Consider the following 14,823-nt stretch of genomic DNA (forward strand, 5'->3'; position numbering starts at 1 on the left):
AGTTCGATAGGCCGGGGAAAAAATGCCATTGATCCTTTTCCGTTTGCGCCGGGCGGGGCAGAACTGGTATCTGTACGCATAACCAGTACTCGCTCCCCGTGGCCCAGAATTCCCGTGACTGCCAATCCCCTCGACGATCCGTTCTATTACCTCAACAACTTCCGGCAAGTGCTTGAATGGCTTGAGCTTCGCTATGCCGATGTGATGGGTGAAGCAGAGCATGCGTTCATGCGTGACTTCAAGGTGTTGCCGCGCGCTTCGCAGGGTTTGCTGGTGCGGATGGTGATGCGCAAGGGCGTGCATTTTCGTGCCGGTAAACTCAACTACCCGGAAATCGGTGACATCGGCCAAGCGGCGCAACCGCTGCTGGAGCAGGGCTGGATCGACGAGCACGCGGCGCTGGCGATCACAGAGCTGTTCGACGTACTGCTCAAAGCCGAAATCCTGCAAGCCTTCGGCGCTTTCATCGAACAACCCAAGGCGCGCAAGGACGATTGGCTGCCAGCGTTGGCCGAGCGGTTCACTGATGCGCGCACGCTGCATGATTGGGCGCCGGCGCTGCAAGATCGCCTGTTCAGCCTGACCATCATGGACCTGTGCGACCGCTTGCGGTTGATGTTCTTCGGCAACCTGTATCAGGACTGGTCGGAGTTCGTGCTGGCCGACCTTGGCATTTTCACCTATGAAAAAGTCGAGTTCTGCGCCGATTCCCGTGGTTTGCGCAGCCGTGAAGACGTCGACGCCTGCCTGTTTCTGCACCAATGCCAGTTGCGCTTCGAGGCGGGTGAGCCGCTGGAAACCATTGTTGCGCAGGTCAGCGCCTTGCACTTCGCCAACCCGTGGCTGGAGCGTCGACGCGCCAAGGTGTTGTTTCAGATCGGCCAGTATTGCGAGCGCATCACTGAGTTCGCCCTGGCCTTGGACATTTACCGGACGTGCGCCTATCCGGGGGCACGATTGCGCATGATCCGGGTCTTGGAGCGCTGTGGCGAATACGGCTTGGCGCTGGAACTCGGCACGCTGGCCGAACAGGCGCCGCAAAGCGCCACCGAGCAGCAAGGCCTGCAACGCATTTTGCCCCGGCTGCGGCGCAAACTCGGTGGCCCGCCGTTGAAACGGCTGGCACCGCGACCGGTGGAGCGTCTGGATCTGCACTTGCCGCGCACCGATCCGGCGCGGTCTGTGGAGTTTCATGTGCAGGCGCATCTGCACGACGACGAGGGCCCGGTGCACTACGTGGAAAACAGCCTGATCAACTCGTTGTTCGGCCTGTTGTGCTGGCCGGCGATTTTCGCGCCGCTGCCGGGGGCGTTTTTTCACCCATTCCAGCGCGGGCCGGTGGATCTGCTCAATGAAGACTTTCAGCAACGCCGCGCCGAGTTGTTCCAGGCCTGCCTCACCGAGCTGGATGACGGCCGTTATGTCGATACCATCCGCCAGCGATTCGTCGCCAAGTGGGGCGTGCAGTCGCCGTTCGTGTTCTGGGGCGCGTTGAATGAAACCCTGCTAGAGCAAGCGCTGGCCTGTTTGCCTGCGGTCCACCTCAAACACTGGTTCAGTCGCTTGCTGCTCGACATCAAGGCCAACCGCGCCGGGATGCCCGACCTGATCCAGTTCTGGCCGCAGCACAAAACCTACCGAATGATCGAAGTCAAAGGCCCGGGTGATCGCTTGCAGGATAACCAGATGCGCTGGCTGGAGTTCTGCCATGAGCATCAGATGCCGGTAGCCGTCTGTTACGTGCAATGGGCGGAGCAGAGCGCTTGAGCTACAGCATTGCGGTGCGGGCGCTGTGCGAGTTCACCGCCAAGACTGGCGACCTCGATCTGCGCTTCACGCCATCACCGACGGCACTGGAAGGCATTGCCGGCCATCGCACCGTGGCCTCGCGGCGCAGTGACAACTACCAGAGCGAAGTGGCCCTAGAAGGCACGTTCCACCAATTGAAGGTCAAGGGCAGGGCGGATGGTTACGATCCGGCGCAGAACTGTCTGGAGGAAGTCAAAACCTACCGGGGCGACTTGAGCAAGCAACCGGCCAATCATCGGCAGTTGCACTGGGCGCAGGCGAAGGTCTACGGCTGGCTGATGTGCCGCAAGCTTGATCTTGCGCAGATCAACGTGGCGCTGGTGTATTTCGACATCGTCAGCGAGAAGGAAACCTGTCTGGTCGAAGCGTTCAGCGTCGAGGCCTTGCAGGTTTTTTTCGAGCAGCAATGCGGCCTGTTTCTGCACTGGGCCGAACAGGAAATGGCCCACCGCGAGGCGCGCAATCTGGCCGCGCAGCAACTGGCCTTTCCCCATGCAGATTTTCGTCCCGGTCAGCGCCATCTGGCCGAATCGGTGTTCAAGGCGATCAGCACCGGTCGCTGTCTGATGGCGCAGGCCCCTACCGGGATCGGCAAAACCCTCGGCACGCTGTTTCCGATGCTCAAGGCTCTGGCGCCGCAGCAACTGGACAAGGTGTTCTTTCTCACCGCCAAGACGCCCGGGCGCAAACTGGCGCTGGACGCCAGCCAGGTGTTGTTCGACCAATCGGCAACCTTGCCGTTGCGCGTGTTGGAGATGGTCGCGCGGGACAAGGCCTGCGAACACCCGGACAAGGCATGCCACGGCGAATCCTGCCCGTTGGCCCAGGGCTTTTATGATCGCTTGCCCGCTGCCCGTGAAGCGGCCAGTCGCATCAACCTGCTCGATCAAGCCGCGATGCGTGAAGTCGCCGCGCAGCATACGGTGTGCCCGTATTACCTGAGTCAGGAGATGGCGCGCTGGGCTGACGTGGTGATCGCCGACTACAACTACTACTTCGATTTCAGCGCATTGCTGTTTGGTCTGGCGCAGCTCAATCAATGGAAAGTCGCGGTGCTGGCAGATGAGGCGCATAACCTCGTCGAGCGCGGCCGGCAGATGTACAGCGCCAGTCTCGATCAGGCCACGCTGGGCAGCGTGCGCAAAACCGCGCCCGAACCGCTGAAAAAGTCGCTGCAACGGGTCAATCGCGAATGGAACGCGCTGCATGCGCCGCAACTGGCGGCGTATCAGGCCTACGACAAAGCCCCGGAAAAGCTCTTGCAGGCGATTTCCCTGTGTTGCGCAGCGATTGGCGATTACCTCAACGATCATCCGCAAGGCCTCGACAGCGGTTTGCAGAACTTCTATTTCGACTTGCTGCAATTTGGCCGGGTGGCGGAGCTGTACGACGCGCATTACCTGTTCGACATCAGCAAGCGCGACCTCGACCGCAAACGTCCACTCTCGCAGCTGTGTTTGCGCAATGTGGTACCGGCGGCATTCATCGGCCCACGCCTGAAGGCTGCGCGCAGCAGCGTGCTGTTTTCCGCGACCCTTAGCCCCCGCAACTATTACGCTGACTTGCTCGGAACGCCCGCCGACAGCGTATGGATCGACGTCGAATCGCCGTTCAGCGCCGAGCAGTTGCAGGTGCAGATCGTCAGTCGTATCTCGACGCGCTTCAACCATCGCCAAGCATCGCTTGAGCCGATCGTCGAGCTGATCGCCCGCCAGTTCAGCGAACGGCCGGGCAATTACCTGGCGTTCTTCAGCAGTTTCGATTACCTGCAACAAGTGGCGACGTTGCTGGCCGAACGGCACCCGCACATCACCCTGTGGCAGCAATCGCGGGGCATGGTCGAAGGGGCGCGACAGGCGTTTCTCGATCAGTTCACCCCGCACAGCCAAGGCGTCGGCTTTGCGGTACTGGGCGGTGCGTTTGGTGAAGGCATCGATTTGCCGGGCGCACGCTTGATCGGCGCCTTCATCGCCACCCTGGGGCTGGCGCAGCTCAACCCGGTCAATGAACAACTGAAGCGGCGCATGGCAGCGATATTCGGTGCCGGTTACGACTACACCTATCTTTACCCCGGCGTGCAGAAAGTGGTGCAGGCCGCCGGCCGGGTGATTCGCACCCGTGAAGATCGCGGTGTGGTGATGCTGATCGACGACCGCTTTGCCGAAAGCCGCATTCAGCAACTGTTGCCGCGCTGGTGGGCAATCAAAAATGAGGCGGCGGCTTCCCAATTCCCCGGATTGCCGCATACTTCCGTTCATGACAACGGCTGGTGAGTGTGATGAGCGAAAACAACAAGACCGCAGCGATCGAAGAGATGCGTTTCAGGCTTCTGATCGATGCGGTCGTCGACTATGCGATCTACATGATCGACCCCGACGGCATCATCACCAGTTGGAACTCCGGCGCCAAACGCTTCAAGGGGTATGAAGAAGCGGAAATTATCGGTGAGCACTTTTCGCGTTTTTATACCGCTGATGATCGCGCAGCCGGATTGCCGCAACGGGCACTCGATACGGCGATCCGCGAAGGACGGTTCGAAGGCGAAGGCTGGCGCGTGCGCAAGGACGGCACGAACTTCTGGTCGCATGTGGTGATCGATCCGATCATCGACCCCAATGGCAAACTGCTGGGTTTCGCCAAGATCACTCGTGATCTCACCGACCGCAAGATGGCCGAGGAAACCCTCAAGCAAAGCGAGCAGCAGTTTCGTCTGCTGGTGCAGGGCGTCACCGACTATGCGATCTACATGCTCAGCCCCGAAGGTCGGGTGAGCAACTGGAACCAGGGCGCCCAGCGGATCAAAGGTTATCTGCCGGAAGAAATCATCGGTCAGCATTTTTCGATTTTCTATACCCCCGAAGACCGCGAACGCGGCGAGCCGCAGCGGGCGCTTGCGATAGCCACCGAAACCGGCCGCTTCGAGAATCGAAGCTGGCGTGTGCGCAAGGACGGTACGCAATTTCTGGCGCACGTGGTGGTCGATGCGATTCGCGGTGAAACCGGCACGTTGCTCGGTTTTGCCAAGATCACCCGCGACGTGACCGAAGCCCATCAGGCCCAACAGTCTTTGGAAAAGACCCGTGAAGCGTTGGCCCAGGCGCAGAAGATGCAGGCCATTGGTCAGCTCAGTGGCGGTATAGCGCATGACTTCAATAACCTGCTGACGGTAATTCTCGGCAATCTGGAGATCGTCCAGAAACGCATTGGCGACGACCCGAAAATCATCCGCCTGTTGGAAAACGCCACTCAAGGCGCTCTGCGCGGCGTGTCTCTCACCCAGCGCATGCTGGCATTCGCCCGGCGTCAGGAGCTCAAGACCGAGTCGGTGGACATTCCGCAACTGGTGCAAGGCATTACCGGCTTGCTTCGCAGCTCGCTGGGGCCGGGCATTCGCATCGATACAGATTTTCCCGAAGATCTGGAACCGGTGCTGGCGGACGTCAATCAACTTGAACTGGCGCTGCTCAACCTGGCTACCAACGCTCGCGATGCCATGCCCGAGGGCGGCAGCGTGACCATTGCCGCGCAACGCGAAGTCGTGCTTGAACTCAGTCATTCGGAATTGGCGGCGGGGCGTTACATTTGCCTGAGCATGACTGACACCGGCGAAGGCATGGACGAACAGACGCTGGCTTCGGCCCGCGACCCGTTTTTCACCACCAAAGGCGTGGGCAAAGGCACTGGCTTGGGTTTGTCGATGGTGCATGGCTTCATTGAACAGCTCGGTGGTCGTTTCATCCTCAAAAGTAAAAAAGCCAATGGCACTACTGCCGAACTGTGGATTCCGGTGGCCGGCGAGGGTGCGACGGCGAAGCCATTGCTCCCAGCGGCCGCTCCGATCGCTGTACCGCGTCTCAGCGTTTTGGTGGTGGACGACGACTCGCTGGTGCTGACCAGCACCAGTCTGCTGCTCGAGGACCTCGGGCACCGGGTGGTCAGCGCAACCTCGGGCACCGAGGCGCTGGCGTTGTTCGACCGGGGCGAGGTCATTGACCTGATCATTACCGACATGGCCATGCCGCACATGAGCGGCGCGCAACTGGCTCACGCGGTGCGGGTGCTTAAACCTGATCTGCCGATCGTCCTGGCCACCGGTTACGCCGAGCGCCTGGAAGGCTTTGCCGCGCAGTTGCCGCGCCTGCCTAAACCATTCACGCAGTTGAATCTTGTGGAAATCATTGCTCGGTCGATGAAATGAGGTGTGGGGATATTCGGCTGAACTAGTGTGCGGCAGGGGGCTTCTAAGTTTTTTACCTGCCCCGGAGCCCGCGTCTCGTGTCTCGCATATTGACCCACCCGACCGCTGAAGAAATCCAGACTGAACATGACGCCAAGATGTTCGGTTCACCCAAGGAACGTCTGGACTTTTATCGACGCGAGATCCAGTACGAAACCAGCATCCTCGCCAATCGCACCGATGCCTATCTGGCGGCGCAATCGTTTTTGGTGATTGCCTTTGCGTCGTGCATGTCCAACCTCAACCCGGAGTGGGGCAAGTTGTTCACGCTGGTGGTGCCACCATTTCTGGCGCTGTTGGGGCTGCTCAGCTCGCTAAACGCCTGGCCCGGAATTCGTGCTGCGTACGACATCATCGACCACTGGCACTTCAAACAAAGCAATTTGCTGCAGAGCGAGCCTTTGATGGGTCTGGCGTACGATGAATCGCCGCTGTTCAGCGAGATGGAGTCGAGCCACAAGGGCTACCGAAAGTCACTGTTGTTCTCGGTGCGTACGCCTTGGATTTTTGCGACGTTCTGGGTGATGTTGGGCAGTTATGCGGTGTTTATCCAGGTTACGAATCCTGGGGGCTAGGTTTTAGCTACCCGAGTCGAAGATCAACAGCCCCTCACCCCAGCCCTCTCCCAGAGGGTGAGGGCTCTCGGCGCCCGGCCTCACTGCGCTGTCTCAAGCTCCCGCCGCAACCCCTGCGAATTCTGCACCGACATCGGAATCGGCGGAAAATCCTCATTCAACACGCACAAATGATCAATCGCATCGGCAAACTTCACATCGGCTTTGCCTCGCAACGCCCGATAGTGCTCAAACTGTTCGGCGTCCAGTTGCCCGGATTCGAGTAACTGATGCGCCGCTCGATTGAGCGCCTGCGCTTCTTCGAACAATTGACGATTGCGTTCCAGGGCCAAAGCCCTGCAAGCCTTGATTTGCGCAGGAGTCGAGCATTCTTTCATGACCGTAACCTTAAATGACGGGATTCCTTTTCTAAGGCGTAGCGCCGCAGGGGAACCGAACCTGCCGTGCCCCGACACAGGGTGCGACGGGGGTTAAGGTTGTGACCGCTGACCATTGCTGAGCGATCCATTTTTTTCACAACAATTTTGCACCCCCACAACTCCCTGTAGGAGCTGCCGAAGGCTGCGATCTTTTGATCTTGTTTTTTACGATCAAAAGATCGCAGCCTTCGGCAGCTCCTACACAGGTTGGCGGGGTTGCTGAGGTTTTTGGGGAGAGCGCTTTTTGCGCTGTTCATATCGCGCCAGGATCGGTTGCGTACTGATGCCATGCAGCAAAATGCTCAGCGCCACCACCGACAGCGTCAGGTCGGTACACAACGTGGCCACGGAATCGCTCAGTCCATGATTCAAGGCATAAAACAGATAGAACAGGCTGCCGATCCCGCGAATGCCGAACCAGCCGATCAGCAAACGTTGCCGTCCCTCCAGCAAAGATCCCCACGGCATCAGCGCAACACAAAGCGGGCGAATCAGGCAGAACAACACGCCGCCAATCAGTAATGCCCGCCAGTCCCAGTGTGCAATCAGCACAACACCCAGCAGTGTGACGAGAAACACTTCCATCGCCCGTTCGACCAAGCCCCCGAACGACAACATGTCACCCATCATGATCCCGGCAGCAACCTGGCTGTCTTCCAAACGTTCGGTATCGCCATGCACTGCATGCTGCGGTTCCGCATTCAGGTGACCGACCACCGGTTGCACCAGATGCTCGGCGGGCGGCTGGCCGGCACCGGTGGATTGCACTTCCACCTGACGCAGGCCTAGTCCCGCAGCAAATACCGACAGGAAGCCGTAACCACCAATGGCTTCGGCCACGACATAGGCCAGCGCGATCAATGCCAGCGCCAGATAGTCGTTGGGGCTCAGGGTGCTGTCTTCGTTGTGGATGCGTAATGACAGCGTCACGCGTCCAATGCCGCGGCCCATCCAATAACCGGTCAGCAATCCGGCGGGCACAGCCCATAACACACTGCGCAAAAACCAGTCCTGCCATAGTCCGGTGCTGCTGTCGCCCTGTAGCAATAACAACCCGAGGATTACGAAAGGAAAGGCGATACCGTCATTCAGCCCGGCCTCGCCAGACAGGCCGAACCGCACGCTGTCGACATCCCGCGCATCGTTGACCTGGACCAGCGCCGCGAGTACCGGGTCGGTCGGCGCCAGAATCGCGCCGATCAGCAACGATGGCCCCCACGGCAGCTGCAAACCCCAATGCAGCAGCAGGCAAACGCCGGCGATGGTCAGCACCATGACCGGGCCGGCCAGGCCGAACGCGATTCGCCAGCGTTTATCGCGTAACGGCAGGCGCAGTTTCAATCCGCAGACAAACAACGAAAAGAGCACCGCGACTTCCGTCAGGTGCTCCATCCACAACGAGGCGTCCTCCAGCGACAGTTTCAGCAGATCCAGGCCACTGGGGCCAATCGCAACACCCAGCAGCAAGCACACCGCCGAGGTGGTCACCGGCATCCAGCGCAAGTACGAGGACGTCAGCGCCAAGGTCAGCAACACGGCGCCGAGCACGGCAACCCACACGGTAAAACTCATGATTCTTCTCTCGTAATGGGTAGACCGGGCGTCGTGTTCATTTTTCCCGCCGAATTCCCTGTAGGAGCTGCCGCAGGCTGCGATCTTTTGATTCTAGAAGACCAGATCAAAACATCGCAGCCTGCGGCAGCTCCTACACGGGACGGGGGCGGCACTGATCAGGGGCGAACGTCAGAGCATCGGTTTGCCGCCGGTCACGCCGTAGCGTTGACCAGTGATGTAGCTGGCTTCATCCGAGGCCAGCAGCACATAGATCGGCGCCACTTCCACGGGTTGTCCCGGGCGTCCGAGCGGGGTATTGCCACCGAAGTTCTGCACTTCTTCATCCGGCATGGTCGAGACGATCAGAGGGGTCCAGATCGGCCCCGGCGCCACGCAGTTCACGCGGATTTCCTTGGGCCCGAGCATCTGCGCCAGACCACCGGTAAAGTTGGCGATCGCACCTTTGGTGGTGGCGTAGGCCAGCAGGGTCGGCTTCGGCATGTCGGAATTGACTGAGCTGGTGTTAATGATCGACGCGCCGGGGCGCATGTGTTTGATCGCCGCCTGACACAAACGGAAAATCGCAGTGATGTTGACGTCGAACGTCATCACCCATTCGTCATCGGGGATGTCTTCGAAGTTTTCGTGGGTCATCTGGAACGCGGCGTTGTTGACCAGCACGTCGATGCGGCCGAAGCGTTCAATGGTTTGATCGACCAGGTCCTGGCAATGGGACTTTTGCGCGAGGTCACCCGACAGCAACAGGCATTGGCGACCGGCCTGTTCGACCCAGCGCGCGGTTTCCTTGGCGTCTTCGTGTTCATTGAGGTAAGCGACGACAACGTCAGCGCCTTCACGGGCAAAAGCAATGGCCACAGCGCGGCCGATACCGCTGTCGCCGCCAGTGATCAGGGCGATCTTGCCGGCCAGGCGGCCAGAGCCGACGTAGCTTTGCTCACCACAATCAGGGTATGGCTCCATTTTGCGTTGCGAACCGGGAACGGATTGGGCCTGCGCAGGGAAGGGTGGTTTTGGATAATCGGTCATCGTAGGTCTCCGAGTCTCATGGCGGGTATGGCTGGTTGACCCGGCGGGTTTGCCATGAGTTCGATCGGATTTGCGCTGACGATTTTGCGTTGAGCAAAACCCAAGTCCCCCTGTAGGAGCTGTCGAGTGAAACGAGGCTGCGATCTTTTGATCCGTTTTTTAAGAGCAAGATCAAAAGATCGCAGCGTGCCGCAGCTCCTACAGGTGCGGGTTACAGACCAAGGTCCGACAGCCCCGGATGATCATCCGGCCGGCGACCCAGCGGCCAGTGAAACTTGCGCTCGCTTTCCTGAATCGGCATGTCGTTGATGCACGCGTAGCGCTGGAACATCAGGCCGTTGTCGTCGAACTCCCAGTTTTCATTACCGTAGGAGCGGAACCAGTTACCTGAATCGTCGTGCCATTCGTAGGCATAGCGCACGGCAATGCGCGTGTCCGAGTAGGCCCAGAGTTCCTTGATCAGGCGGTAATCCAGCTCTTTCGACCATTTGCGGGTGAGGAAGGCTTTGGCTTCTTCACGGTTGTTGGCGAACTCGGCGCGGTTGCGCCATTTCGTGTCGAGGGTGTAAGCCAGCGAAACCCTTTCAGGGTCGCGGGAGTTCCAGCCGTCTTCGGCCAGACGAACTTTCTCGATGGCCGATTCACGGTTGAAGGGTGGCAATGGCGGACGTACCTGAGCTGCAGTAGACATAATCAGTCTCCCGATAGATTCAACGTTTAAACAACTTGTCAGGCTTATTAAGGCGTTACAGGTCCAATAACTTTCGCGCCATGCATTGCGCATTATCGGCGGCACTGTGATCACCCATCACAAGCGCTACGGTAATGGCGCCGTCAATCAGGATCAGCAGCTGTTTGGCCAGCAACTGCGGGTCCTTGGCGCCATGTTCGGTACACAGCTCGCACACGTAGTCGAGCAGTTTCTGTTTGTGTTCCCTGGCGACCAGACGCACCGGATCTTGCGCGTCGCCGGTCTCACCACTGGTGTTGATAAAGGCGCAGCCGCGGAAACCTTCCGAGGCGAACCAGCCCTTGAGCACGGTAAACAGGTTGAGCAGGCGATCGGCCGGCGTTTCGGCCTGATCGACAGCGCTCCGGTACCAGTGCATCCAGCGCACGTCGCGGCGTTGCAGGGCGGCGGTCACCAACTCGTCCTTATTGGTGAAGTAGCGGTAGATGCTCTTTCTGGAGACGCCGGCGGTTTTCACCAGAAGATCCATGCCCGTGGCGGCGATGCCACTTTTGTAGATCAGCTTTTCGGTGACATCCAGAATGATGTCGCGGGTTGAGGTGTCAGTGATTTTGTTCATGTTGCGCACAGTAGAACGGCCGTTCTTCATTGGCAAGCTATTTTTTAAAGTCAAAAAATCGCAGCCTTCGGCAGCTCCTACAAGGTGTTCACAACCCCCCGTGCAGTAGCTGCCGAAGGCTGCGATCTTTTGATCTCTTTACAGACCCTCACAAGACCCACAGGGATCGATGGTGTAAGCTCTCGGGTTCTTCGGATTCGACCCATTGCGAGCCCTATGCCGTTGCTTTTCAAACGCTCTCTGCTGCCTAAACTGCGCAGCTTTCCGCTGACCGCCGAGGCCGTGACCATTTTGTCCGGCGCCGCCGAGTTCCGTCGTTGCCTGCTGGAGAAAATCGCTGCGGCGACCCAGCGCATCTATATCGTCGCCCTGTATTTGCAGCAAGACGAAGCCGGTCAGGAAATCCTCGATGCCTTGCACGCCGCCAAACTCAAGCGTCCCGAGCTGGAAATCGCCGTGGTGGTTGACTGGCTGCGCGCCCAGCGCGGGCTGATCGGTGCCGGCAAGCAGCCGGGCAATTCGGCGTGGTATCAGGAAATGACCCGCACTCACCAGAGTGAAGTGCCGGTCTATGGCGTGCCGGTGCAGACCCGCGAACTGTTCGGCGTGCTGCATTTGAAGGGCTTCGTGATCGACGATTGCGTGGTTTACAGCGGCGCCAGCCTGAACAACGTTTACCTGCACAAGTTCGACAAGTACCGGTTCGACCGCTATCACGTCTTGCAAAGCCATGAGCTGGCGGACTCGATGCATCACCTGGTCAAGCACGGCCTGATCGAATCAAAAGCAGTGCATCGCCTCGACCTGCCGAACCTGCCGACCACCCGCAGCTTGCGTAACGACATCGGCGATTTGCGCAGCCGCCTCAAGCACGCGACCTACGACACCAGTGCCGGCAGCACCGCCAAAGAGGGGCTGTCGGTCAGTCCATTGCTCGGCGTGGGCAAGAACAACCCATTGAACCGGGCGATTCTCGAATTGATCGCCAGTGCGCAAAAGCAGCTGACCATTTGTACGCCTTACTTCAACCTGCCGCTGGGGGTGATCCGCGAGATCAACCGCGCGCTGGCCCGTGGCGTGAAGATCGACATCGTGGTCGGCGACAAGACCGCCAACGACTTCTACATCCCGCCGAGCGAGCCGTTCCGGGTGATCGCAGCGTTGCCGTACCTGTACGAGATCAGCCTGCGCCGCTTCGCCAAACGCCATCAGCGCAGCATCGACAGCGGTCAGTTGAACCTGCACCTGTGGCGTGACGGCGACAACACCTATCACCTCAAGGGCATGTGGATCGACCAGCGCTATACGCTGCTGACCGGCAACAACCTTAATCCAAGGGCGTTCCGCCTGGACCTGGAAAATGCGTTGTTGATCGATGATCCCAAAGGCGAGTGGGTGGCCCCGCGAGCGCAGGAGCTGGAGGCGATCTTCCGCCATACCTCGCGGATTTCCAGCTTCCACGATCTGGAGACCTTGCCGGAATACCCGGCAGGGGTGGCGAAGTTTCTCAAGCGCGTGAGTCGGGTGCGGATTGAGCGGTTGCTTTACCGGATTTTGTAAATTGATCCGGATGATGCGGCGGGCCTGCTGACGCCATCGCTGGCAAGCCAGCTCCCACAGGGTTTGCAGTGCACACAGATTTTGTGAACACCGGCCAAACCTGTGGGAGCTGGCTTGCCAGCGATGAGGCCCTGAAAAACCCTACATAAACTCAGTTCAGCCCCAACTTCCCACGCAACGTGGAAAGGTCTTCCGCCAAGGTATTCACCGGTCCGACCAGCGCCTTGCGGTCGTTATCCTTGACCTTGTCATACGTCTCAAACCCGCCATCCTGAGTCTTGTACCTGGCCAGCACCTTGTTGACGGTGGCGAAGTTCTTGTCGACTTTCGCTATGAAAGCCTTGTCCTGCTGCTCGATTTGCGGACGGAACAAATCGACGATTTTCTTCGCGCCGTCGATGTTGCCCTGGAAGTCATACAGGTCGGTGTGGCTATAGCGATCTTCCTCGCCGGAGATCTTCGTTGCGGCCACTTCTTCCAGCAACGCAGCAGCGCCACCCACCACTTTTTCCGGCGGGAAGGTCAGGCCAGCGACGCGGGTTTGCAGGTCTTGCACGTCTTTGTTCAAGCCATCCGCCAGTGCGTCGAGGCCCTGGGTGCTCTTTTCCGAAAACAGCGAATATTCGATACGGTGGAAACCGGTGAAATCTTCAGCCTTCACGCCTTTTTCGTGGTCATCCACACGCGAGTCGATGGACGCATCGAGGTCACTGAACAGCTCGGCAATTGGCTCGATCGACTCGTAGAAAACGCGGGTCGGTGCGTAGAGTTTTTGCGCGGACGCCAGGTCGCCTTTCTTCACGGCGTCGGTGAATTGCTGGGTGTGGCTGGCCAGTTCATCGAGTTGTTCGGTGACGTAGATCTTGTAGTCCGACACCGGCCCGACCAGATCCAGCGGTGCTGTCGCGGCGAATGCCGACAGCGGGGTGTTGAGCAAACCGAGGGTCAGCAATAACGCGAGTGGCGTCTTTTTCATGGGTGGCGGCTCCAGTGTTGAAGTTGTTTTATGCGGCTGTTTTGGGTTGTGTGGCGTTGAGCAGCGAGCGACCGATAAAGTCCTTGTCGCCCGTCACCCCCGGCAGGGTGAAGAAGTAACCGCCGCCGACCGGTTTGAGGTATTCCTCCAGCGGTTCGCCGTTGAGGCGGGTCTGCACGGTGATAAAGCCTTTTTCCAGATCGGCCTGGTAACAGATGAACAGCAGGCCCATGTCGAGCTGGCCGTTCTTGTTGACGCCGTTTGAATAGTTGAACGGGCGACGCAGGATCAGGTTGGCCTGGCTGGCGGCGGTGCGCGGGTTGGCCAGACGAATGTGCGCGTCGAGCCTGGTCAGCTTGCCTTCCGGGTCTTTGCTGTAATCCGGGACCTCGCTTTCGTGGTGGCCGCCCATCGGCGCGCCGGTGTTCTTGGTCCGACCGAAAATGCTTTCCTGCTCCTGCAACGGCGTGCGATCCCAGCGTTCGACGAAGTTGCGGATGATCCGTACCGCTTGATAACTGCCGTGCGCCGCCCAGGCGGGCTCGTCGCTGCCCGATTGCACCCATACCAGGCGATCCATGGCTTTATCGTCGTTGGAATCAGGGTTGGCCGAGCCATCACGGAAACCCAGGAAATTGCGCGCCGATTGCGCCGGGACACCGGGCTTGGCCGGGGCTTGCGGCGGCACGCTGCCTTCCTGTTTCCAGCGCACCAGCAACAGGTCCGGCAGGTTTTTGACGATGTCGCGCAGGGCGTGGATGTTGGTGTCGGCGGTGTTGGCGCAGAACTGCAGACTCAAATCGCCATGGCAGCAATCGGCCTCCAGCGCATCGTTGGGGAAACCGACCATGCGTTGCAGACGTTTGGGTTTGGCGTCCGTCAGGCCGAAGCGCTCATCGAACAGCGAGTCGCCCACGGACACGGTGATGGTCAGGTTGTCCGGGGTGACGACCGGGCCGAGGATGCCGGAATCCGGCGGCGGCAGTTTCGGGTCGAGCTGCGCGACCGGACCGCCCTTCATCAGGAAGGCGATGCGCTCGTTGAGCGTGCGAAACAGTCGCTCGAGATCTTCGCGATCACTGGCCAACACATCGAACGCCACCAACATGCCCGATGCCGGGCGAGGGGTGACGATGCCGGTTTGATGCACGCCGTGGAAATCGTGACGGTCTTCAGTCTTGTCGCTGCTCGGTGCTTCGGTGACTTGCGCAGGTGCGGCAGCCATGGCCGGGCAGCTCAGGGCCGATCCGGCCAGTGCGACACCGGCAGCGCCCATGCCCATCAGTACGCGGCGGCGTTGCAGGTTGAGTTGTTCTGAGTCTTTCATCGGTACGGG

At 59.5% G+C, this 14,823-nt stretch carries 12 protein-coding genes; 5 read left to right on the forward strand and 7 right to left on the reverse strand.

The features are described from left to right. Positions 1-114: 114 nt before the first annotated feature. The 4 genes from ICA16_RS04000 (at position 115) to ICA16_RS04015 (ending at position 6,621) form a co-directional block, all read left to right on the forward strand. Positions 115-1,767: a VRR-NUC domain-containing protein gene (locus ICA16_RS04000; protein ID WP_210699981.1), complete on the forward strand. Its 1,653-nt coding sequence runs from the start codon at positions 115-117 to the stop codon at positions 1,765-1,767. Then, entirely contained in the window at positions 1,764-4,082 is a 2,319-nt protein-coding gene (locus ICA16_RS04005) for an ATP-dependent DNA helicase (RefSeq protein WP_210699982.1), read from the forward strand. The genes ICA16_RS04000 and ICA16_RS04005 overlap by 4 nt, the downstream gene beginning before the upstream one ends. Positions 4,083-4,087: 5 nt before the next feature. Continuing rightward, positions 4,088-6,007 (forward strand): hybrid sensor histidine kinase/response regulator, encoded by a 1,920-nt coding sequence (locus ICA16_RS04010; RefSeq protein ID WP_210699983.1) that lies wholly within the window; start codon positions 4,088-4,090, stop codon positions 6,005-6,007. A gap of 77 nt (positions 6,008-6,084) precedes the next feature. Continuing rightward, complete coding sequence (locus tag ICA16_RS04015; protein WP_150603888.1) at positions 6,085-6,621, forward strand: hypothetical protein; 537 nt, start codon at positions 6,085-6,087, stop codon at positions 6,619-6,621. Between the two features lie 80 nt (positions 6,622-6,701). On the opposite strand, the gene ICA16_RS04020 is transcribed toward ICA16_RS04015, so the two are convergent. The 5 genes from ICA16_RS04020 to ICA16_RS04040 form a co-directional block, all read right to left on the reverse strand. Beyond that, positions 6,702-6,998 (reverse strand): hypothetical protein, encoded by a 297-nt coding sequence (locus ICA16_RS04020; protein WP_150615566.1) that lies wholly within the window; start codon positions 6,996-6,998, stop codon positions 6,702-6,704. 240 nt (positions 6,999-7,238) lie between these two features. Beyond that, the gene (locus ICA16_RS04025) at positions 7,239-8,612 is read right to left on the reverse strand and encodes a cation:proton antiporter (protein WP_210699984.1); all 1,374 of its coding nucleotides are present in this window, start codon (positions 8,610-8,612) and stop codon (positions 7,239-7,241) included. Positions 8,613-8,783: 171 nt separating this feature from the next. After that, entirely contained in the window at positions 8,784-9,641 is an 858-nt protein-coding gene (locus tag ICA16_RS04030; RefSeq protein WP_150603568.1) for an SDR family oxidoreductase, read from the reverse strand. Positions 9,642-9,852: 211 nt separating this feature from the next. Beyond that, a complete protein-coding gene (locus tag ICA16_RS04035) occupies positions 9,853-10,332 on the reverse strand; it encodes a nuclear transport factor 2 family protein (RefSeq protein WP_210699985.1) in 480 nt (159 codons plus the stop codon). Between the two features lie 55 nt (positions 10,333-10,387). Next, a complete protein-coding gene (locus ICA16_RS04040) occupies positions 10,388-10,951 on the reverse strand; it encodes a TetR/AcrR family transcriptional regulator (RefSeq protein ID WP_210699986.1) in 564 nt (187 codons plus the stop codon). A 216-nt stretch (positions 10,952-11,167) separates the two neighbouring features. Here ICA16_RS04040 and pssA point away from each other — a divergent pair, with 216 nt between their 5' ends. Then, entirely contained in the window at positions 11,168-12,511 is a 1,344-nt protein-coding gene (pssA, locus tag ICA16_RS04045; RefSeq protein ID WP_210552768.1) for a CDP-diacylglycerol--serine O-phosphatidyltransferase, read from the forward strand. A 151-nt stretch (positions 12,512-12,662) separates the two neighbouring features. Here the strand turns inward: pssA and efeO are convergent, their stop codons facing one another. Then, positions 12,663-13,487 (reverse strand): iron uptake system protein EfeO, encoded by an 825-nt coding sequence (gene efeO / locus ICA16_RS04050; protein ID WP_210699987.1) that lies wholly within the window; start codon positions 13,485-13,487, stop codon positions 12,663-12,665. Between the two features lie 28 nt (positions 13,488-13,515). Next, positions 13,516-14,814: an iron uptake transporter deferrochelatase/peroxidase subunit gene (gene efeB, locus ICA16_RS04055; RefSeq protein WP_210699988.1), complete on the reverse strand. Its 1,299-nt coding sequence runs from the start codon at positions 14,812-14,814 to the stop codon at positions 13,516-13,518. Positions 14,815-14,823: the final 9 nt, after the last annotated feature.

This window comes from Pseudomonas anatoliensis (assembly GCF_017976235.1).
Taxonomy (GTDB): domain Bacteria; phylum Pseudomonadota; class Gammaproteobacteria; order Pseudomonadales; family Pseudomonadaceae; genus Aquipseudomonas; species Aquipseudomonas anatoliensis.